General features: G+C 66.1%; 17 protein-coding genes. 5 read left to right on the forward strand and 12 right to left on the reverse strand.

All coding sequences use genetic code 11. The features are described from left to right. Positions 1-10: 10 nt before the first annotated feature. The 4 genes from BMY30_RS10405 to BMY30_RS10420 are packed head-to-tail and all read right to left on the reverse strand — an operon-like array spanning position 11 to position 4,543. Positions 11-2,122 (reverse strand): transglutaminase TgpA family protein, encoded by a 2,112-nt coding sequence (locus BMY30_RS10405; protein ID WP_089713343.1) that lies wholly within the window; start codon positions 2,120-2,122, stop codon positions 11-13. Then, positions 2,119-3,075 (reverse strand): DUF58 domain-containing protein, encoded by a 957-nt coding sequence (locus BMY30_RS10410; protein ID WP_170840116.1) that lies wholly within the window; start codon positions 3,073-3,075, stop codon positions 2,119-2,121. Before BMY30_RS10410 ends, BMY30_RS10405 begins: the two co-directional genes overlap by 4 nt. Next, complete coding sequence (locus BMY30_RS10415) at positions 3,072-3,998, reverse strand: AAA family ATPase (protein ID WP_089713345.1); 927 nt, start codon at positions 3,996-3,998, stop codon at positions 3,072-3,074. Before BMY30_RS10415 ends, BMY30_RS10410 begins: the two co-directional genes overlap by 4 nt. Beyond that, on the reverse strand, positions 3,995-4,543 hold the full coding sequence (locus BMY30_RS10420) for an NUDIX hydrolase (protein WP_089713347.1): 549 nt from the start codon (positions 4,541-4,543) through the stop codon (positions 3,995-3,997). Before BMY30_RS10420 ends, BMY30_RS10415 begins: the two co-directional genes overlap by 4 nt. A gap of 121 nt (positions 4,544-4,664) precedes the next feature. On the opposite strand from BMY30_RS10420, the gene BMY30_RS10425 reads away from it, so the two are divergent. Then, positions 4,665-6,317 carry an isovaleryl-CoA dehydrogenase gene (locus tag BMY30_RS10425; protein ID WP_089713349.1) on the forward strand — a complete coding sequence of 551 codons (1,653 nt, stop codon included), beginning with the start codon at positions 4,665-4,667 and terminating at the stop codon, positions 6,315-6,317. Here the strand turns inward: BMY30_RS10425 and BMY30_RS10430 are convergent. Together BMY30_RS10430 and BMY30_RS10435 are read right to left on the reverse strand one after the other, a co-directional pair. Next, positions 6,257-7,489, reverse strand: coding sequence for an EAL domain-containing response regulator (locus BMY30_RS10430; RefSeq protein ID WP_089713351.1), 1,233 nt, complete (start codon positions 7,487-7,489; stop codon positions 6,257-6,259). The two genes, BMY30_RS10425 and BMY30_RS10430, sit on opposite strands and share 61 nt — an antisense overlap. A 91-nt stretch (positions 7,490-7,580) precedes the next feature. Further along, positions 7,581-8,198, reverse strand: a complete 618-nt coding sequence (locus BMY30_RS10435) for a LysE family translocator (RefSeq protein ID WP_089713352.1) — start codon at positions 8,196-8,198, stop codon at positions 7,581-7,583. Between the two features lie 176 nt (positions 8,199-8,374). On the opposite strand from BMY30_RS10435, the gene BMY30_RS17845 reads away from it, so the two are divergent. Together BMY30_RS17845 and BMY30_RS10440 are read left to right on the forward strand one after the other, a co-directional pair. After that, complete coding sequence (locus tag BMY30_RS17845; RefSeq protein ID WP_170840117.1) at positions 8,375-8,530, forward strand: hypothetical protein; 156 nt, start codon at positions 8,375-8,377, stop codon at positions 8,528-8,530. Then, a complete protein-coding gene (locus BMY30_RS10440) occupies positions 8,520-9,125 on the forward strand; it encodes an exopolysaccharide biosynthesis protein (protein WP_089713354.1) in 606 nt (201 codons plus the stop codon). Before BMY30_RS17845 ends, BMY30_RS10440 begins: the two co-directional genes overlap by 11 nt. Positions 9,126-9,156: 31 nt before the next feature. Here BMY30_RS10440 and BMY30_RS10445 read toward each other — a convergent pair whose 3' ends face one another. The 6 genes from BMY30_RS10445 to BMY30_RS10475 form a co-directional block, all read right to left on the reverse strand. After that, positions 9,157-10,029, reverse strand: a complete 873-nt coding sequence (locus BMY30_RS10445) for a diguanylate cyclase (RefSeq protein WP_089713355.1) — start codon at positions 10,027-10,029, stop codon at positions 9,157-9,159. A 44-nt stretch (positions 10,030-10,073) separates the two neighbouring features. Continuing rightward, a complete protein-coding gene (locus BMY30_RS10450; protein ID WP_089713357.1) occupies positions 10,074-10,349 on the reverse strand; it encodes an Hpt domain-containing protein in 276 nt (91 codons plus the stop codon). A 223-nt stretch (positions 10,350-10,572) separates the two neighbouring features. Beyond that, positions 10,573-12,219, reverse strand: coding sequence for an ATP-binding protein (locus tag BMY30_RS10460; RefSeq protein WP_089713359.1), 1,647 nt, complete (start codon positions 12,217-12,219; stop codon positions 10,573-10,575). Between the two features lie 137 nt (positions 12,220-12,356). Beyond that, positions 12,357-14,786 (reverse strand): sensor domain-containing protein, encoded by a 2,430-nt coding sequence (locus BMY30_RS10465; protein WP_089713361.1) that lies wholly within the window; start codon positions 14,784-14,786, stop codon positions 12,357-12,359. Positions 14,787-14,881: 95 nt separating this feature from the next. Next, positions 14,882-16,408 (reverse strand): GGDEF domain-containing protein, encoded by a 1,527-nt coding sequence (locus tag BMY30_RS10470; protein WP_211607302.1) that lies wholly within the window; start codon positions 16,406-16,408, stop codon positions 14,882-14,884. Further along, a complete protein-coding gene (locus BMY30_RS10475; protein ID WP_089713365.1) occupies positions 16,405-18,288 on the reverse strand; it encodes a sensor domain-containing phosphodiesterase in 1,884 nt (627 codons plus the stop codon). The genes BMY30_RS10470 and BMY30_RS10475 overlap by 4 nt, the downstream gene beginning before the upstream one ends. A 325-nt stretch (positions 18,289-18,613) precedes the next feature. Between BMY30_RS10475 and BMY30_RS18155 the strand changes: the two genes are divergently transcribed. Continuing rightward, positions 18,614-18,955: a cyclic nucleotide-binding domain-containing protein gene (locus BMY30_RS18155; RefSeq protein WP_244516181.1), complete on the forward strand. Its 342-nt coding sequence runs from the start codon at positions 18,614-18,616 to the stop codon at positions 18,953-18,955. Then, complete coding sequence (locus tag BMY30_RS18160; RefSeq protein WP_244516182.1) at positions 18,903-19,334, forward strand: Crp/Fnr family transcriptional regulator; 432 nt, start codon at positions 18,903-18,905, stop codon at positions 19,332-19,334. The genes BMY30_RS18155 and BMY30_RS18160 overlap by 53 nt, the downstream gene beginning before the upstream one ends. The last annotated feature ends 170 nt before the right edge of the window (positions 19,335-19,504 follow it).

Raw genomic sequence — 19,504 nt, forward strand, 5'->3', positions numbered from 1 at the left:
GCGCCACCCCTCAGCGCCGGGGACGGCCCAGGCGCCGACACACTTCCGCCACCCGGTTCGACAGCCGACGCCTACGCTGGTGCCGCTCGGCTTCCTCGAGGGGCGCATAGGCCAGCCGCTCGAGGTCCCGGGCACACTCCTCGAGCGCCCGTCCCGCCGGCCCTGCCTGGGGGGCGACGCGCCGCAGGTGGGAAGCGGGAGACTCTCCGGGATGGGCCGCCAGGCCGTGCCGCGCCAGCCAGCCCTGCAGATGGCCCACCAGCCATCGCTCGTCACCCTGGCGTCGCCGGTGTCGCCAGCCCCGGTGGGCCAGCAGGGCGAGGCCCGCCGCCACGACCAGCGTCGTCACCAGGCTCAGCGCGGTGGACAGGCTCCCCCGACCGGGCAGCAGTGCATCCAGTCGGGCCCAGGCCTCGCGCCACCAGCTGACCAGCTGTGCCATCAGGGAGCGACGCGACTCGCGCTGGTAGCCGATTACCCCGCGCTGCCAGCGATACTCCAGCCGTTCCCACTCCTGGCGCAGGCGGTTCGCCCAATCCACCTCGCGCATGCGCAGCGGGGAGAAGCGGGCATCGGCCAGGAAAGCCTCGGCACCGTCGTCGACCGCCTGGGTGCCCTGCTCGACGCGCTCCGGGGCGATGACCGCGGTGGGGTCCAGACGCTGCCAGGCACCGTTACGCCACACCTCCACCCAGGCGTGGCCATCATAGTCACGCACCGTGAAGTGGCCGTCCGGGTTACGCTCGCCGCCCAGGAAGCCCGCCACCACCCGTGCCGGGATGCCCGCCATGCGCGCCATCACGGCGGCCGCCGAGGCGTAATGGGTGCAGTAGCCGGCCTGGCTGTCGAACAGGAAGTCATCGACGCGGTGCTCGCCGACCAGGCGCGGCGGCGAGAGCGTATAGCGATAGGGGGCCTCGCCGAAACGCGCCATCATCGCCTCGAGATAGGCATCCGGATCGCTGCCGCTCTCCCGCCACAGCCGCTCGGCCAGGGCCCGGGTGCGGGGGTTGGCGTCCTCGGGCAGCAGGCGGTACCAGCGCTCTCCGGCGGGGGGCGAGTTGGTCGGTGGCGAGCCGCTGCTGGAGAGCCTCATCAGGCTGCGCGAGCTCAGCGGGGTCAGCCCCTCCAGAGTGCCATCGGCCAGGTAGCGCTGGAGCTCCTCACTGGACAGCGGCGTGCCCAGCGAGGGTCGCCAGGGGCGGTTGTCGGGCTCCAGCAGCAGCTCGGCGCTGAAGCCCGCGCCTTCCGGCGACTGCCAGGGGGAGCGTACCGCCTCGCGGACGAAGGCATCGACCGGGCGATCCAGGGTAGCCGCCAGCTGCTCAGGCGTGGCCCGCGACCAGCGGATGCCATCGAAGTGCGACAGGGTATAGACCCGCCAGTAGCGCTCGCCAGGAGCGGGGTCGCGGCCCTCGAAGCTGGCGCGGAAGGCGCGCGCATCGCTGCGCGAGAGTTGGGCGATGTCACCCGGGGAGATCTGGTCGGTCAGGCCGGTGGAGGCCCGGTCCATCTGGGGCATACTCCACAGCGGCCCCAAACGCGGGAAGGTGACGAACAGCACGACCATCAGCGGCGCCGAGAGCGCCAGCAGCCAGGCCGTCTCTCGCCAGGCCTGGCGAAGGCCGGTGGCACCGGAGAGCCAGACCAGCGATTGCAGCAACCAGGCCACCGCCAGCAGGGCGCCCGCGGCCATGGGAATTCCCTGGTCATGCAGGAAGGCCACGGTCGTGGCCACCAGGCCGATCACCACCACTACCCGGGCGTCGCGCCGGTCATGGGTCTCGAGCAGCTTGAGCAGGTAGACGCCGAGCAGCAGGCCGACCAGCCCGTCCATGCTGCCCAGGGTGCCGAACTGCAGCCAAAGCGCCAGCACCAGGCTGCCCACCGCGGCCAGCCGCAGCAGGATGCCGGCGCGCGGCAGGCCGCGGCGCAGTTGCACGAGCCGATAGCCGGCCACCAGCAGGGCCAGTCCTACCAGCCAGGCCGGCATCCAGGCCAGGTGCAGGGCCAGCACCAGGCACTGGCCGATGAACAGCTGGCGAAGCATCCCCCCGCTCAATCCACGGCCATCCGCCAGCACGGCCGGCATCGTCAGCCGGGTGGATCGCAGGGCTCTCATGCTTGCCCCTCGGACCGGCTCGCCGGGAAGCGCGCCAGGGCATCCAGGGCCCGGCGACGCTGGGCCTCGCCTTCGCCCTGGGCCAGGGTGAGGCCCGGCAGGCGCAAACCATAGCGATCACCGGCCTGATGGTGGGCCAGCACCCGGGCGCAGAGCACCGAGAGGCGTCGCTCCGGGTCGCCGCGACAGGCCTCGTAGTCCAGCCACAGCTGCTGGCGCGGTGGAACGCTGAATACCTTGGTGGTCAGCACGCCGGTGCGGCTCCACTGCTTCCAGGCCACCCGGCCCGGACTGTCGCCGGGCTGGAAACGCCGCAGGCCCGCGAAGTCGACGGCTTCCAGGCCCGCGCCGGCGTGGTGCGCGACCGGCTCGTCCTCCTCCACCGGATGCGGCCACACCAGCAGTTCGGCATCGTGGCGGACCCAGGCCACCACCCGGACCAGTCCCAGCGGCCAACGGGTCTCGACCCGCAGCAAGGGCAGCGCCTGGATACCCCGTCGGGGAGTCGGCAGCGCCAACTCGGTCTCGCCGAGGCCATCGACGATATCCACCCGCCCCCGGGCGCCATCGCAGCGGAGCTCCAGGGCCGTGCGGTCGCTGCGCGCCTTCAGTACCACGCCCAGGCGGGCCTCGCTTCCGGCGAAGGCCTCGCGGGGCAGGCGCAGGCCGGGGGTCACGCCAAGCAGGTTGAGCCAGCCGCGCAGCACCACCACCACACCCACGCTGAACAGCCAGAAGGCCAGCCCGTAGGCCAGGTTGTTCTGGTAGTTGATACCGAACAGCAGCAGCACCACCACCAGCACCGCCCAGCCCAAGCCGAAGCGGGTGGGTATCAGGAACAGCTGGCGCTGGGGAAGAGGCTGCTCCACCGAGGCGGCCAGGCGACGCAGCCACCAGTGGTGCAACCGTTCACGGTGGCTAAAGCCGACAGTGGCCAGACCAGCCACATTCACCCCATCACCGTCACGCGGGTGAGCAGGTGGCGAGCCAGCGCCTCGCCCTCCTCCCGCGGGCCACTGCTCAGCCGATGGCCCGCCACCGGGACCCAGACCGCCTGGACATCCTCGGGCAGCACATGGTCTCGCCCGTCGAGCAGTGCCCAGCCCCGGGCCGCCTGCAGCAGGGCCAGGATACCGCGGGTGGAGAGCCCCCAGGCCATCTCGGGATGCTCGCGACTGGCGGCGGCCAGGGCCTGGACGTAGTCGAGCAGGGCATCGGACACATGAATCCCGTCCAGCCGTGCCTGCCAGCCGTGCAGGCGCTCGGCATCGAGCAGGGGCATCAGCGCATCGAGCTTCACTCGCCCGGCCTGGCCGCGCAGGATCTCGCGCTCGGCCCGGGGGGCCGGATAGCCTAGCGAGAGGCGCATCAGGAAACGGTCGAGCTGCGACTCCGGCAGGGGGAAGGTCCCGGCCTGCTCCTGAGGGTTCTGGGTGGCGATCACGAAGAAGGGATCGGGCAGCGCCCGGGTCTCGCCCTCCACGGTCACCCGCCCCTCCTCCATCGCTTCGAGCAGCGCACTCTGGGTCTTGGGAGTCGCGCGGTTGATCTCGTCGGCCAGCACCAGGCCGTGGAAGACGGGCCCGGGATGGAAGTGGAAGCGCGCCTCCCGCGGGTCGAAGACCGAGACCCCCAGCACGTCGGCGGGCAGCAGGTCGCTGGTGAACTGCAGGCGTTGCATATCCAGGCCGGTGACCCGCGCCAGCGCCTGGGCCAGGGTGGTCTTGCCGAGCCCCGGCAGGTCCTCGATCAGCAGGTGACCGCGAGCGAGCAGGCAGCAAAGCGACAGGCGAACCTCCCGGGACTTGCCGAGCACCACCCCCTCCAGGGCGGCAAGCACCGACGCCAGGTCAGGAAGCCGCTCCGCCCGGTTCATCGTCCCGCCTCCCGTTCTCCATAGCCCAGCATGACCTGCACCGCCTGTCGGGTATCCGGGGTCACACCGTCCAGAGCCAGGGCCTCGTCGGGCGACAGCCAGAAGGCCTCGGCCACCTCCTCGGCCTGCAATGTCAGGGGGCCGTCGTGCTCGACCAGGAAGAGGCTGCCGAAGATGTGGTTACCCTGCGCATCGTGGACGAACTCGCCCAGATGGCGCAGCGGCACGCCCTGGATGCCGAGCTCCTCGGCTAGCTCACGGCGAGCCGCCACGTGGACCGCCTCGCCGGCCCCCACCACACCGCCGGCCGCAAGATCCAGGCCACCGGGGAAGACCTCCTTGGTCAGGGTGCGACGCTGCACGCAGAGCTCGCCGTGGCGGTTGCGCACCACCACATAGGTGGCCCGGTGCCAGAACCGGAAGCGACGCATGGCGGCCCGGGGCGCACTGCCGCAGGGGCGATTGCGAGCATCCACCAGTTGGATCTGCTCGTCGGCGATATGCGGCGCGGGCAGCGGTTCGGGCAGGGAAACGTCGGCGCTCATGGAGGACTCCCGGGGAAATGCCTTCAGCCTACCCAGTCACGGCGGCAGCGTCACGCCGCGCGTTGACCGCACCCGGGGCGACGGCCATGCTCATGGCAGGCCTCTACCACGGAGCCCGACTATGTCCGACCCTGCTCCCCGCACTCGGCTGGCCACCCATGAGGTGACCAACCAGCCCTCGCCACCGCCGGACCGCGACCTGCTCGCCGGGGATGCCCCGCTGCAGGAAGCCCTTTCCCGGGAGGCCCCGGAGTGGGTCGCCAGGCGCCTGGTTCCTCTGGGGCGCGAGGTCGGTAGCGCTCGGGTCCAGGCCCTGGGTGAGGCTGCCAACCGTCACCCGCCCGAATTGCGCCTCTTCGATCGTCACGGCCGACGGCTGGACGAGGTGGTCTACCACCCCGCCTACCATGAGCTGATGCAGCTGGCCATCGACAACGGCTGGCATGCGGTGGCCTGGCAGGAGGAGGGGCGCGGCGGCCACCAAGCCCATATCGCCGCCCTCTACCTGCTGACCCAGGCCGAGCCCGGTTTCTGCTGCCCGGTCACCATGACCCATGCCGCCATGCCGGTGCTGCGCCAGATGCCCGCCATCGAGGCGCACTGGGCCCCGGGGCTGCTGGCCTGGGACTACGACCCACGCGTGCTGCCCGCGGGAGAGAAGAGCGGGCTGACCTTCGGCATGGCGATGACCGAGAAGCAGGGCGGCAGCGACGTACGCGCCAATACCACCCGTGCCGAATTCACGGCTGAGGGCTGGCGGCTGACCGGTCACAAGTGGTTCTGCAGCGCTCCCATGTCCGATGCCTTCCTGACTCTGGCCCGCACCGACGAGGGCCTCACCTGCTTCCTGGTACCGAGATTCACGCCGGAGGGCGAGCGCAACGCCATTGAGCTGCAGCGCCTCAAGGAGAAGTGCGGCAACCGCGCCAATGCCTCGGCGGAGATCGAGTACCGCGGCGCTCGGGCCGAGCCGGTGGGCGAGCCCGGCCGCGGTATCGCCACTATCCTCGAGATGGTCCAGCAGACACGACTCGATGCCGCCACCGCCCCGGTGGGCATGATGCGCCAGGCCCTGGTCGAGGCCTGGCAGCATGTCGGGGAGCGTCATGCCTTCGGCCGAGCACTGGCCGAGCAGCCACTGATGCAGGTGCTGCTGGCCGACATGGCCCTGGAGGTGGAGGCCGGCCTGGCGCTGGTGATGCGCGCCGCCCGGGCCTTCGATGGGGCCGCCCGTGACGATGCCCGAGAGCAGGCCCTGTCACGGCTGCTGCCGACCCTGGCCAAGTACTGGCACAACAAGCGCACGCCGGCCTTCATGGCCGAGGCCATGGAATGCCTGGGCGGGATCGGCTATGTGGAGGAGACGCCGCTGGCCCGTCTCTACCGCGAGGCACCGGTCAACTCGATCTGGGAAGGGTCGGGCAACGTGATCTGCCTGGACCTGCTGCGCGTGCTGGGCCGTCACCCGGAATCGCTGGAGGCGCTGCAGGCCGAATTCGGCGCAGTTCGCGGCCAGCAGGCCGAGCTCGACCGCGCCCTGGCCCTGCTGGAGGCCGAGCTGGCCGAGCCGCCGGAATCGCTGGAACCGCGTGCCCGCTGGCTGGCTCAGCGGCTGACCCAGTGCCTGCAGGCCGCCCTGCTGCTGCGCCATGCCCCGCCGGAAGTGGCCGAGACCTTCTGCCGCTCACGGCTGGGTGACGAGAGCGGACCGGCCTACGGCGTGCTGCCCGGAGATGTCCCGCTGGCGGCACTGCTGGCACGCATCGGCGATTGAGCATTGGCCAATTCCAGGATATCCGGCGCGGGCATGGGCCGGGCCAGGCCGAAGCCCTGCACATGGGTGCAGCCGTAGCGCTCCAGGCTGGCCAGGCAGGCAAGGTCCTCGATCCCCTCGGCCACCACCCGGATACCCAGCCGGCGCCCCAGCAGCGCCACCGCCTCGACGATGGCAGCATCCTGGGCATCCTCGAGTAGGCGGCTGACGAAGCTGCGATCGACCTTGAGCTCGCTGATCGGCAGCAACTGCAGCCGGGCCAGTGACGAGAAGCCCACCCCGAAGTCATCCACCGAGACCTCCAGGCCCCCCAGGTGCAGCCGGGCTGCAACCTCGCTGCCGAGCAGCTCGTCCTCCATGGCCGCGGACTCGGTGATCTCGAGTATCACGGGGGTGTCCCCCGCCGAACATCGCCCCTCGCTAACCAGGGAGAGCAGCTCCGGGCTCATCAGGTCATCGGCGGTCACATTGACCGACAGCGACAGGGAGAGGCCGGCCTCGCGCCAGCGGGCGGCATCCTCAAGCGCCAGCTGCAGCACGCGGCGCGTCAGGTGACGATTCTGGTCGGGTGTCAGCAGGGGCAGGAAGCGACCGGGCACCAGCAGGCCCGCCTCAGGGTGAGCCCAGCGGACCAGCGCCTCGACACCACTGAGGCGGCCGCTGGCGAGTTCGAACTGGGGCTGGTAGTAAAGAGTGATCTCCTGGCGAGCGAAGGCCCGGTCGAGCTCCTCGATGCGACAGGGTGGCGTGTCGGGGCAGGCGACATCCGGCGGATGGACCATGGCCAGAGCCTCGAGACACTCACGCAAGTCGATGAGCCGCATCGGCTTGTCCAGCGAGCCCAGCATCTCCAGCCCCAAGGCCTGGCCGAGCCGCTCGGCGATGCGCACGATCTTGCGCTCGACCCCGCTGAGCAGCAGCACGTGGCCGCGGTAGCCGCATTCGGCCAGCCGGCGCAGCATGGAAATACCATCCTGCTGGCCGAACTCCAGGGCCATGATGACCAGTTGAGGGCGGCGCGCCATGACCTCGCCGATCAGATGCTGACCGTGTCGACAGTAGCGGGACTCCATGCCCAGCGTACGCAGCTGCAGCGACAGGGTGGCGGCGGCCTCGGGATCCTCCTCGAGTACCACCGCCAGTCGCTGGGTCTGCATCGTCAGGTCATTCATCCCGGGGATTCCCGTCAGGGCACTGGGCTTAAGCGTATCAGCAATACGCCTGGGGCCAAGGAACACGGTATGACATACGTCAACGCAAGGCTCAGAAGATGGGCCCAGCTATTACCCGCAGCGCCAGGGCCAACAGCAGCACGCCGGTGATGCGATTGATCCAGTGAGCCCTGGCTTGCAGCCAGGGCAGCACCCGCGAGTGCGAGAGGCCCACCGCCACCAGCACGTACCATCCGCCGTCGATGACCATCGCCGTGAGCACCACCAGTGCCTTGGCCGCCAGGCTCATCCCGGGGGTCACGAACTGGCTGAGCAGGGCGATGAAGAAGAGGATCAGCTTGGGGTTGCCCAGCGCCACCAACATGCCCTCGCGCGCCGCCTGGCGACGGCTGGTGGCCATGGCCGAGGCATGCAGGGCGCCGCCCCGCCCGGCACGCAGGGCCTTGATTCCCAGCCATGCAAGGTAAGCCGCCCCACCCCAGGTGATCGCCTGGAACAGCAGGGGAAAGCGCACGATCAGCGCCCCCAGCCCCCACACCGTGAGCAGTGCATAGAAGCCTACGCCCAGGGCATGGGCGAGGGCCGCCGCGACGCCCGGCAGGCGCCCTCCCCCCAGGGTATGGCGCAACACCAGGGCCAGGCTGGGACCGGGCGACATGGCCCCCATGGCACAGACCGCGGCCAGTGACAGCCAGAGCGAGAGGGGCATGCAGGGATCTCCAGTGAGCGGGATAACCAATGAAAACAGCCCTCCACCCGAGCACGGGGGAAGGACTGTATTGCCGCCACCTTACGCCATCCCGGGGCAAGGCAACAGCCCGCGGGGCTGCAGAGCCCCGGGCCACGGCGCTACACTGTCGGCACACCTCGACAGAGACGCTGCCCATGACGGTCCGGACCTTCGCCATCGCCCTGCTGATCCTCGGCGCCCTGCTGCCCATCATCGGCTGGTGGGCCTCGAGCCCGGTCGCCTTCGTGGGACCGGCGCTGCTGCTGCTCGGCGCCCTGCTCCTCTGGACCCGGGGACAGCATGGCCGGTGACACCAGCGACCCACCGGAGCAAGCGCCCCTGACCGGCCTGCTGGACAGGGTCCAGCAGGCCGGTCAGCGCCGGGACAGCGTCAGCCTGGGCGCCATCCTAGAAAGCGTGGGGCGCCGCTCCTTCGCCCCCTTCCTGCTGATCGCCGGGCTGATCACCCTGGCCCCGCTGATCGGCGACATTCCCGGCGTGCCTACCCTGATGGCCACCCTGGTGATCCTCTCCTCCGGCCAGTTGCTGGTTGGCCGGGACCACATCTGGCTGCCGGCCTGGCTGCTGGAACGACGGGTCTCGCGGGAACGATTCGCCAAGGCCACCCGCTTGATGCAGCGCCCGGTACGCTGGGTCGACCGCCTGCTCAAGCAGCGACTCGTCTGGCTCACGCGGCCACCGGCCCACTTCCCCGTGGCCCTGACCTGCCTGCTGATCGCCCTGGCCATGCCTCCCATGGAGGTAGTGCCCTTCACCGCCAACGGGGCCGGCCTGGCGCTGACACTCTTCGCCCTGGCGCTGCTCGCCAACGACGGCCTGATGGCCCTGCTGGGCTACCTCCTGACCGGTAGCACCCTGGCGCTGGTGATCCTCAACCTGGTCTGAGCGGCTAGGCCCCGTCATACGGAGGGCCGTGTTAGCCCGTCACCACCCGGTTGCGCCCCTGATTCTTCGCCTCGTAGAGCGCCTTGTCGGCGGCCTGCAGCAGGGCGTCACCCGTCAGCTCGGCCGTCTCAACGAAGCGATCGCCGCCGGCCACCCCGATACTCACCGTTACGGCAATGCACTCGCGACCCAACCTGAACGAGAGCGTCTCTATCTCTGCCCGCATGCGTTCGGCAATGACGCTCGCTCCGTAACTCGAGGTATCCCGGAGAATGATGGCGAACTCCTCGCCGCCGTAGCGACAGACGACGTCGGTATCGCGGGAGAGTCGATTCAGCGCGCCGGCGACACCCTGGATTATCCTGTCACCGAAGGGATGCCCATGGGTGTCATTGACCGGCTTGAAGAGATCGATATCCACCATGGCCAGGGACAGCGCAAGGTCGCTGCGCTGTAGGTGGGAGATTTCCATGGCCAGCTGATCGTTGAGATACCCTCGATTCCACAGGCCGGTCAATGCATCGATCCGCGCCTTGGTGGTCAGGAGGTCATGATAGCGCTTGGTGCGCAGGGCCGCCCTGACTCTCGCCTTGAGTTCAATGGTATCGAAGGGCTTGGTGACGTAATCGATGGCACCCAGGTCGAAGGCCTGGACCTTGGTCGCCACATCCAGAGTGCCGGTGAGGAAGATCACCGGGATGGGTACCAGGTCCGGGTCCTCCTTGAACTGGCGGCACAGGGTCATGCCATCGGTTCCCGGCATGTCCAGATCGAGCAATATCAGGTCGGGGAGATGGTCCCTGGTGGCCTGCAGCCCCTCTGTCGCATCCTGCGCATGCAGATATAGCCAACCCCTCGGAGGCCAGGCGCGCCCCCACGAGCCGGTGGATGTCCGGGGAGTCATCGACGACGAGTACCGTCTGGGTCAGGTGTTCAGGTGGCATCGCGTCACTCCTGTTCCGGGTCATGGCGTACCCGGGAGCAGGTATGCACCAGGCGTTCAAGGGCCGTCGTGAGCTCGCCGGGCGCAGCCTCACTGCGTACGGCCGTCTCCAGGGCAGCGGCATCGCGGCTGACCGGCATGAAACCGTAGCCACCTGCCGCACCCTTGAGCTGGTGGGCCAGTCGACGCAGCCCTTCGAGGTCTCCCTGCTCCAGCGCCGTGCGCAGACCCTCGATGGTAGCGGGCAGGCGCTCGACGAAACCGGCAACCAGCTCGTCCATCTCGTGGTCGTCGGCGAAGTCGCTGTAGAGGAGCCCGGAAGCCTCTTGCGGCGTGTCCGTCGCGGCGGATGTCTCCGTTGCCGGGGGGCTTCCCCACCGCGGATGCGCTGCAGATGCGACTCCACAGCCTCGAGCAGCACAGGGCGTTCGATGGGCTTGGTCAGAAAGTCGTCACAACCGGCGGCAATACAGCGCCTGCGTTCCCCTGCCATGGCGTGTGCCGTCAGTGCGACGATGGGCCCACGTAGCCCTTGCTTCGAAGCTTGGTCGTGGCCTCGTAGCCATCCAGCCGGGGCATCTGCATGTCCATAAGGATGAGGTCAAAGGGTCTGGCGTCAACCAGCGCCTCCAGTGCCTTCTTGACGGCGACTTCGCCATTGTCGGCGATCTCCACGTCCAGCCCTTGCCGACGCAGGATGGTGGCGATCAGCAGCTGGTTGTCGATGCCGTCTTCCGCCAGCAGTATCCGCCCGGAGAGCTGATGCGATGCCTTCGTCCTGCCGGGCTCTTCCTGGAGCGCATCGGATGCCAGGTAGTGCTCTGCGATCATTTCCGTCCCGGCGTCGATCGGCTGGCGAAGCACGAAGGTGAAGGTGCTGCCCCTGCCCGGAGAACTCTCGACCTGGATCTCGCCGCCCAGGGCCTCGGCCAAGGACCGGCAGATCGCCAGCCCCAGGCCGGTGCCGCCGAACTGGCGGCTGGTCGATGGATTGGCCTGCTGAAAGGGTTGGAAGAGGGTCTCGATCTCCGCCGCGTCCAGGCCGATCCCGCTGTCACTCACGGCGAGTTCCACCCGGGCGGCCACGCTGCCTAGGTCGAGACAGCGAGCGGTCAGCCTGACCTCGCCCTCCGCGGTGAACTTGATGGCATTGCTCAGCAGGTTGAGCAGGATCTGGCGGAGGCGCATGGGGTCGCTTCGGACATATCTCGGGATGGCGGTCGCATAGTGCACATCGAATACCAGGCCCTTCTCGTGGGCGCGAACCTGCATGATCGAAGTCACCTCGTTCAGCAACTGGTGCAGGGAGCAGTCGATGGTCTCGACGGTCATCTTCTCCGCCTGCAGCTTCGACATATCCAGCACATCGTTGATCAGGCCGAGCAGGTGATGGCCGTTGCGCAGGATGGCCTGGATATAGTTGAGCTTGTCGCTCTCGCTGAGATTCGCACTCATCAGCAAATCGGCGAAACCCAGCACCGACGTCAGCGGCGTGCGGATCTCGTGGCTCATGTTGGCGATGAACTCGCTCTTGGTGCGGGAGGCCGCCTCGGCATCGTTGCGGGCCTGGCGCAACTCCCTTTCCACTGCCTTGGCCTGGGTGATGTCATGGAATACCACCACGCCGCCGATCTGCTCTCCCGCGCCGTCCTTGATTGGCCGGGCCGTGGACAGGATATGGACATCGTGGGCACGCCCCGGTGTCTTCACCACCAGCTCCTCGTCATCCACGGCTTCCCCACGCATGGCACGGGCCAGGGGCAGCTCTTCGGAGGGGCAGGGTGTGATGCCGTCCGGGCGGAAGAAGCCGTAGATCTCACTCCAGCCTTCATCTTCCTTCTCGACGGGCCCCCTGCCCAGGAGCTTCCTGGCGGCCGAATTGAAGACGAGCAACCGATCCTGCGTGTCGCTCACCACCACCCCTTCGACAACGGACTCCAGCACGGTACGGAAGATGGCCTGCTCCTTGAGCGCCTCGAAGATATCGGAGGTCGAGCCCCTGGCGGGGAAGAACGCCTGCAGCTCCTCTTCCAGGGTGATGACATCGGCATCGAGCCCCTCCAGGGTTCCATCGATCCCGGCGTCGCCGTCCTTGTCGATCCAGCGCCTGATACGACGCTGCATCTCCTGGATGCGTGCCTCGGAACTCATTGCTTCGTCTTCCCTGACCAATCAGCCAACTCGTTCATGCTCGCTCTCCGGATCTCGACAAGGGGAAATGGCCATCGCATCAGCAGCGCCGGGGCTTGACTTTGCGCCGCGATGGCGGACGCCGACACAAGCATGGGCTAGGTGTTTCCGCCGGCTTGGGCCACGGTGGCCTTCTGCGCCCGATGATGCTCATCGAGAAATACTTTCAACCGGGCCAGGGGCATGGGCCTCGCGAAATGGAACCCCTGGTAAAGGGTGCATTGATGGCGCGAGAGATAGGCGTACTGGGCATGGGTCTCGACCCCCTCGGCCAGCACTTGCAGCTTCATCGCCCGGGCCATGGCGATGATCCCCTTCACGATGGCGGCATCACGATGGTCGCTGACGAGATCATTGATGAAGGTGCGGTCTATCTTGACCTTGCTCACCGGCAGGTGCTTGAGGTAGCTGAGACTCGAGAAGCCGGTGCCGAAGTCGTCGATGGCCAACTGAAGGCCTTCCCGACGCAGGACCCCCAGCGTCTCGACGGCCCAGGCGGCATTCTCCATGAGCACGCCCTCGGTGAGCTCGAGTTCGAGCAGCTCGGGCGCAAGGCCGCTTTTCTCGAGCATACGGAGAAGGTCACTCACGAAATGGGTACGCTGGAACTGCATGGGCGAGATGTTGACCGCCATGGTGAAGTCGCTCATGCCCAGGGCATTGAGTTCTCGGGCATCTCGGAAGGCGGTTTCGAGCACCCAGTCGCTTATGGGAATGATCTGGCCGGTGCTCTCGGCCAGGCCGATGAAGTCGACAGGCGAAACGAAACCGCGCTCAGGATGCTGCCAGCGGATCAGCGCCTCGAAGCCGGTGACCCGCCCGCTCGGGCCGTGCAGCTGGGGCTGATAGTGAAGCTCGAACTGTCCGTTATCGATGGCTTGTTGAATGTCGCGGCGTAGTGAAACGCTCTCGCTTGCCTTTATCGCGAGCTCATGGCGGTACCAATAGATGGTGTTGTGACCCTGGCGCTTGGCCCGATACATCGCCATGTCGGCCCGCTGCACCAGGATCATCGGCGAATCCAGAAGGCCCTCCTTCACGGCGACACCGATGCTTGCGGTGATGCGCAGCTCGTTTCCCCGGATGCGGTAGGGCCGGGCAATGGCGGCAAGAATCTCCTCGGCCATGGCCTGCACCGCTGCCTCACCCGTGCAAGCCCCCATCACTACCACGAACTCGTCAGCCTCGAAGCGGGCCACGCTGTTGCCGGGCCCGGCCTGTCGGGACAGGCGCACGGCCACCTGCTCGAGCAGCATGTCGCCGATCTGATGGCCCAGAGTATCGTTGATGGGCTTGAAGCCATCGAGATCGACGAAGAGAACCCCAAGCAGGCAGTCATCTGGCGTATCGAGGGCCTCCTCTTTCAGGTGCTCTTCCAGCAAGTTGCGGTTGGGCAGCCCGGTCAGCAGATCGTGGGTAACGCTGAAGGCCAGGCGCTCCTCGTTGTCGCGCTGGGTGGTGATGTCGTGCTGCACCCCGATGAAGTGGGTGACCTGGCCCTCCTCGTCAGGCACCGGTGAGATGTTCAGCTCGTTCCAGAAGGACGTGCCGTCCTTGCGGTAGTTGCGAAGCACCACCCGGGTTTCCCGGCAGTCGCGGATGCACGCCCGCACCTCGGCAACGGCCTTGGGGTCAGTGTCCGGCCCTTGGAGGAAGCGGCAGTTGCGCCCCAGGATCTCCTCGCGCCGGTAGCCGGTAAGCCGCTCGAACGCCGGATTGGCATAGATGATCGGCTGATCCTCCTCGCCGGCATCGGCGATGATCACGCCGTTGGTGCTCGCCGCAATGCTGCGCTCGAGGATGTTGAGCTGCTTCTCGGTAGACTTGCGACTGCTGATGTCGCGGAAATACACCGCGAGCCCTTCCCGGGACGGGTAGGCATTGACCTCGAACCAGAGTCCCTTATCCGGGTAGCGGGTCTCGAAGGAGACGCTGACGTTGTCGTCGAACGCGCGCCGGTACTTCCGCTCCAACGGGGTGCCGAGGCACTCGGGAAAGGCGTCCCATAGGCTCACGCCCTCTAGCTCCTTCAGGTCGTGCTCGAGCAGGCGTTCCGCGGTGGCATTGAGGTAGCTGAACCGCCACTGGGTATCCAGGGTAAAGAAGCCGTCGGTAATACTGTCGAGGGTGGTGATGAGGCGCTCGGCCAGGCGGTCGACCTCCTGGCTCAGGCGCCTGTTGTGGGTGATATCCCGGGCCACCATATGGATCAGGGCCTCCGCACAAAGGGCGGCATTGACCTCGATCCAGTGCAGGTGTCCCCACGAATCCTCGACCCGCACGACCAGTTCCCGCACGGGGCGCTCCTGGTCCAGGCGCGCCAGTGCCTCCTCGACCAGTGGGCAATCCTCAGCCACTACGAGGTAGGCATAGGATTTACCCTTCAACTCCTCGAGCTCGTAACCCAGGAAGCGCTTGAAGGCAGGATTGACCTGCATAAAGTTTCCTGCCCGATCCACCCAGGCGAAGAGGTCGAGGGACAGGGTGAAGAAGGGGTCCTGCTCGAGCAGTAATTCAGAAATTTTCATGGCATCTCGCAGAGCATGAAAGCAGGTTCATACATCGCAGGAGTCTGCTTTCGGGATCATCAGTCACCGTTTTCCATCCGCTCCAATCGAACAGTTCAGCCTTGTACCGAATGCAAGACATCAGTTCCTGCTACCACCCGATCACGCCCCAGGGCCTTGGCCTCATAGAGACGCTGGTCACCGATACGCATGAGTGAATCCATGTCGTCGCCGTCCTGGCCCATCTGCGCGCAGCCCAGGCTGACGGTGATCTTCACCACCTTGTCACGCAGCCGGATCTGCAGGTCGTGAAGGGTCGAACGAATACGCTCGGCGACCTCGCCCGCCTGGTGAATATCGGCCTCCGGCAGCAGGACCTGGAACTCCTCGCCACCCACCCGTGCCAGCAGGTCGTGGGGTCTCAGGCTCTCTTGCATGGCCGAGGCAACCTGCTTGAGCACCTGGTCACCGGCCTCATGGCCATGAGCGTCGTTGACTTTCTTGAAGTGATCGAGATCCAGGCACAGCAGCGACAGGGATGTGCCATAGCGCTTGGCCCGGGCGAGCTCCCGCTTCGCCTGCCTCACGAACTGACGTCGATTGGCCACGCCGGTGAGCCAGTCCGTGGCAGCCTGCTGGCTCAGGCGGGTATTGGTTGTCTCCAGTTTCCCCAGGGCATCCTGGGTCCGGGTCTGTTGCTCGCGAAGCTGTTGCATCACCTCCGCCTGGCTGTAGACGGTGGAGAAGGAGCGGGTGGTATGGAAGGCGTGAACGACGCCGTAGCTGAGCAGGAAGAACCCCGCGATGAAGATGGCGTGGGCCAGCCACCACAGATGGCTCCACAGGTCGGAGATCATGAAGGCGATCGATGCCTGGGCGAAGACCGCCATGGAGAGCAGGTAGATGATCATCAGCGGCAGGCGGATGCGTCGCAGGGTAATGACCATGATACCCATCACGAGGAGCGCGAGTGCCAAGGCTTCCATTCCCTGGATCACACTTTCTGCCGGCACCACAGAACCCAGGATGAGGGCCGCCAAGCCCAGATCGATGGCCAGAATGATGCCCAGGGCCATTCCCCAGGTGGTGGGGCGCCGGCGTGCCTCGGGGGGATCCGCGGGCGCGCCGAGGCGCTCCAGCGCGACCAGGAAGCAGGCGCCCATGGCCAGGCGCGAGGCCGGACCATAGGCGATGAACAGGTGCATCATCTCGTCGGAAAACTGACTGAGCAGGGCATGGGGCAGGTAGATCAGGGTGAAGCCCAGGAACGCCAGGGTCAGCCAGCGCAAAAAGACCTCGCCTGAGGTGAGATAGCAGCGCCATGTGACATAGGTGACGAAGGCGCCCAGGACGATGGCCAGCATGGAGGTCGCTTCGTAGAGGCCATGGGCCTCGAAACGCAGCGCGGGGTCCTGGAAGAACGTCAGATAGCCGATCGCCATCAGCGGCACCAGGGCAACCAGTACCCCCAGCAGGTACAGATAGACGCCCGTCAGCCGCCGCATGACGGCATCGGCCTGTCTCTCGGTATCCGCCTCCGCGTCGCGTTTCCATGAATCGACGAATCGCTGAGCCGCCGAGCCGCCATGCATCAGGAGCCGGCTCGTCCGTAGCCGGTTCCACCAGGGCATGCCCTTCTTCATGACACTTGTGGCCAGCTTTTGAGTAACGCCAGGGCATCATCGGCCAGCAGCGGACGACTGAACAGGTACCCCTGCACCACATCGCACTTCGCCTGATGCAACAGAGTGCGCTGCGACTCATGCTCGACCCCTTCGGCGACGACCTGCAACTCGAGGCCATGGGCGATGCGGATGATGCCGTCGACCAGGTCGACGGCGCGCGAATCGTTGGGCAGGTCGTCGATGAAGCTCTTGTCGATCTTGAGGGTGTCGATCGGCAGGCTCTTTAGATAGCTCAGCGACGAATAGCCGGTACCGAAGTCATCCAGGGCCACGGTGATCTTGTGACGGCGGAGCTCGCGCATGGTCTGGATCGCCTTGTCGACATTGGCCAGCAGGCTCTCCTCGGTGAGCTCCAGGGTCAGGCGCTCGGGGGCCAGCTCATGCTCCTCGAGGGTGCGCAGCACGCGATCGAGGAAGTCCTGCTGGTAGAACTGCCCGGCGGGAATGTTGATGGCGATTCGCAGGGGCGCATCACTGGGCTGGATGGGCCAGTGCGGTGCTCTCTCGCAGACCGTCCTGATCGACCATTCCGTCATCAGCCGTGACAGCCGGGCATTCTTCTCGGCAATGGGCACGAAGTCGCCGGGGCTCACGCTACCCAGTTCGTCATGCTGCCAGCGCGCCAGCGCCTCGAAACCCACGATGCGGCTGCCGTCGGTGGCGACCAGGGGCTGGTAGTGCTTGATCAGGCGATTTTCGAGCAGTGCCGGTTCCAGAAACTGTTCGATCGTGTGTCGACGCAGGGCCGTTTCCTCTGCCTCGTGGCTGAAGACATGCACGCCTTCATGGGACTTCGGCCCACTGAGGGCGGCACGTGCCCTTTCCAGCAGGTCCTCCGGCGTCAGGCCATCGAGGGGGGACAGGCTGATGCCCACGTCGATGTCCGGACGAATCGTCACCTCGTCCAGCTTGATGGGGCCGGAGAGCTTGTTGACGATGGGCGTGATGACGTCGAAGAGATCACGTACCGAATGCAGCGGCACCACGGCGCCGAAGCGGGCCTTGCTCAAGTGGCCGGCGGCCAGCACCTTGATGTCGGTCGCGGTCAGGCGTTCGGCCAGGGCGTGCAGGATGGCGTCCCGGGTGCGGCGCCCATTGACGCGGCTGATCTCGTCGACCCTGTTCAGGCGCAGATGCAGCACGGCCAGGTAATGCCCCTCCTTCTCCGACATGCGCAGCAGGTGGGTGAGGGTATCGCCGAACAGCGTCTCGTCGGGAAGGCCGGTACGGGTATTGCGCTGGCCGTTCTGATTGCCCTGCTGACGGGCAGCGGTCAGGGCATGGTCGTGATTGATCAGCTCTTCCACCAGGTGGCCGAAGGTTACCAGCCAGGTACGCTGCGCTCGGGTGAGATAGCGAGAGTGGGTGTCCATGATGCAGAGCGTGCCGAGAGGCTGGCCGGTAGGGCCGCGCAGCACGGTACCCATGTAGAAGCGAATGTGGGGGCTGCCCACCACAGCTGGGTGATCCCGGAAGACGTCGTCTTCCAGGGCATCGGGGACCTCCAGCATCTCCTGTTCTTCGATGGCATGGACGCAGAACGACTCCTCGAGGGGCGTTTCACACACCTCCATCCCGATGGATGACTTGAACCACTGGCGATCCTCGTCGACCAGCGACACTGCGACCATGGGCACCTTGAAGATCTCTGCCACGAGATGGGTGTAGCGATCGAAGTATCGCTCCGCCGAGGTGTCCAGGATGTCGAGGGAGTGGAGTTCGGCAAGCCGCGCCTTCTCGTCGCGGGGCCGGGTGGCCTCGGGAGAGTGGCTGGACTCGGGAGGCTGGGTAGAGCTCTCGTCCAGGGCCTGGGTGAAGCTGATGTCAGGTTCGTTCATGACAATCCTCCTAGATCTCGCACCACGTCTGCGGTGCTGGCAGGTTTCCTGCCGTCGTTGTCATGCGAGCTGGTGCCGCTGAGTTCATTCATGCCACCCGGTTTCCTGTTCCGCCTGCAGTCGAGCCCGGGTCGGTAGGTCATGCCTGATCCGGGCCCTGGGGCTTTCCCAGTACCCAGCCAGCCTAATGGCGTGACAGCGCTGCTTCCGTGCGCTAGCGTACACAGGATCCATTCCTGCCGCGGGTGTGGGCGATCGGGGATGGACACCTCCGCTTTTCGTGCCCTGTTGTCAGGGTGGCTCCACCGTTACAGGAGTAAACGTCATGGCCCAACCACATGATCCCCGTCGAAATAACTTGCTGGAGGCCCTGACAACGGAGGAATACCAGCGCCTGGAGCCAAACTTGGAGCGGGTCGACTTGACGCTGGGCGCGTCGCTGGTCGAGTCGGGGGAGAAGATGAAATATGTGTATTTCCCGACAGATTCCATCGTATCGCTGCTGTGCGTCATGGAAGAGGGGGATTCGACGGAAATTGCCGTCGTCGGTGCCGAGGGTATCGTCGGTATCTCGCTGTTCATGGGCGGTGAAACCACCCCCCAGCCGTGCCATCGTGCAGAGTGCCGGCACCGCCTATCGCCTCAAGGGACAGCTACTCAAGCATGAGTTCTACAAGTCAGGACCCATGCAGGGCCTGTTGCTGCGTTACACCCAGGCATTGCTCACCCAGATGGCACAGACGGCGGTATGCAACCGGCATCACAGCCTCGATGAACAGCTGTGTCGCTGGCTGTTGCTGAGCCTGGATCGCTTGCCGACCGACGTACTGCTCATGACCCAGCAACTGATCGCCAACATGCTTGGCGTGCGCCGAGAGGGCGTTACCGAGTCGGCCGGAAAATTACAGAAGGCGGGCTTGATCAACTATCAGCGCGGGCGCATCACCATCCTCGATCGAAAGGGGCTGGAATCGCGAGTCTGTGAATGTTACGAGGTTGTCAAGAAGGAATACGATCGATTGCTTCCCTATTCTCATTCCACCTGACTTCATTCTTCACGATTAAATTTAAAACAAGAAATAAAGGGGTATTTAAATAATTATTTTTCCTGTTTATGTACAGCACCGTACCGACTGAATAAAGGGGAGAGTGTTACGCTTTCAGATGTCGCCGACGGAGAACGAGGTTTTCTCGTCGGTTTCTGACATCGGAGTTT

The sequence above is a fragment of the Halomonas daqiaonensis genome (assembly GCF_900109725.1).
In the GTDB taxonomy this organism is placed as follows: domain Bacteria; phylum Pseudomonadota; class Gammaproteobacteria; order Pseudomonadales; family Halomonadaceae; genus Halomonas; species Halomonas daqiaonensis.

Excerpts from the sequence above, each read along its gene's own strand:
- BMY30_RS18155 (WP_244516181.1), top strand. The coding sequence starts at position 18,614 with ATGGCCCAACCACATGATCCCCGTCGAAATAACTTGCTGGAGGCCCTG.
- BMY30_RS10405 (WP_089713343.1), bottom strand. The coding sequence starts at position 2,122 with ATGAGAGCCCTGCGATCCACCCGGCTGACGATGCCGGCCGTGCTGGCG.
- BMY30_RS10450 (WP_089713357.1), bottom strand. The coding sequence starts at position 10,349 with ATGGACGAGCTGGTTGCCGGTTTCGTCGAGCGCCTGCCCGCTACCATC.
- BMY30_RS10440 (WP_089713354.1), top strand. The coding sequence starts at position 8,520 with ATGGCCGGTGACACCAGCGACCCACCGGAGCAAGCGCCCCTGACCGGC.
- BMY30_RS10420 (WP_089713347.1), bottom strand. The coding sequence starts at position 4,543 with ATGAGCGCCGACGTTTCCCTGCCCGAACCGCTGCCCGCGCCGCATATC.
- BMY30_RS10445 (WP_089713355.1), bottom strand. The coding sequence starts at position 10,029 with ATGACTCCCCGGACATCCACCGGCTCGTGGGGGCGCGCCTGGCCTCCG.
- BMY30_RS10470 (WP_211607302.1), bottom strand. The coding sequence starts at position 16,408 with ATGAAGAAGGGCATGCCCTGGTGGAACCGGCTACGGACGAGCCGGCTC.
- BMY30_RS10460 (WP_089713359.1), bottom strand. The coding sequence starts at position 12,219 with ATGAGTTCCGAGGCACGCATCCAGGAGATGCAGCGTCGTATCAGGCGC.
- BMY30_RS10465 (WP_089713361.1), bottom strand. The coding sequence starts at position 14,786 with ATGAAAATTTCTGAATTACTGCTCGAGCAGGACCCCTTCTTCACCCTG.
- BMY30_RS10425 (WP_089713349.1), top strand. The coding sequence starts at position 4,665 with ATGTCCGACCCTGCTCCCCGCACTCGGCTGGCCACCCATGAGGTGACC.
- BMY30_RS10415 (WP_089713345.1), bottom strand. The coding sequence starts at position 3,998 with ATGAACCGGGCGGAGCGGCTTCCTGACCTGGCGTCGGTGCTTGCCGCC.
- BMY30_RS10430 (WP_089713351.1), bottom strand. The coding sequence starts at position 7,489 with ATGAATGACCTGACGATGCAGACCCAGCGACTGGCGGTGGTACTCGAG.
- BMY30_RS17845 (WP_170840117.1), top strand. The coding sequence starts at position 8,375 with ATGACGGTCCGGACCTTCGCCATCGCCCTGCTGATCCTCGGCGCCCTG.
- BMY30_RS10435 (WP_089713352.1), bottom strand. The coding sequence starts at position 8,198 with ATGCCCCTCTCGCTCTGGCTGTCACTGGCCGCGGTCTGTGCCATGGGG.
- BMY30_RS10475 (WP_089713365.1), bottom strand. The coding sequence starts at position 18,288 with ATGAACGAACCTGACATCAGCTTCACCCAGGCCCTGGACGAGAGCTCT.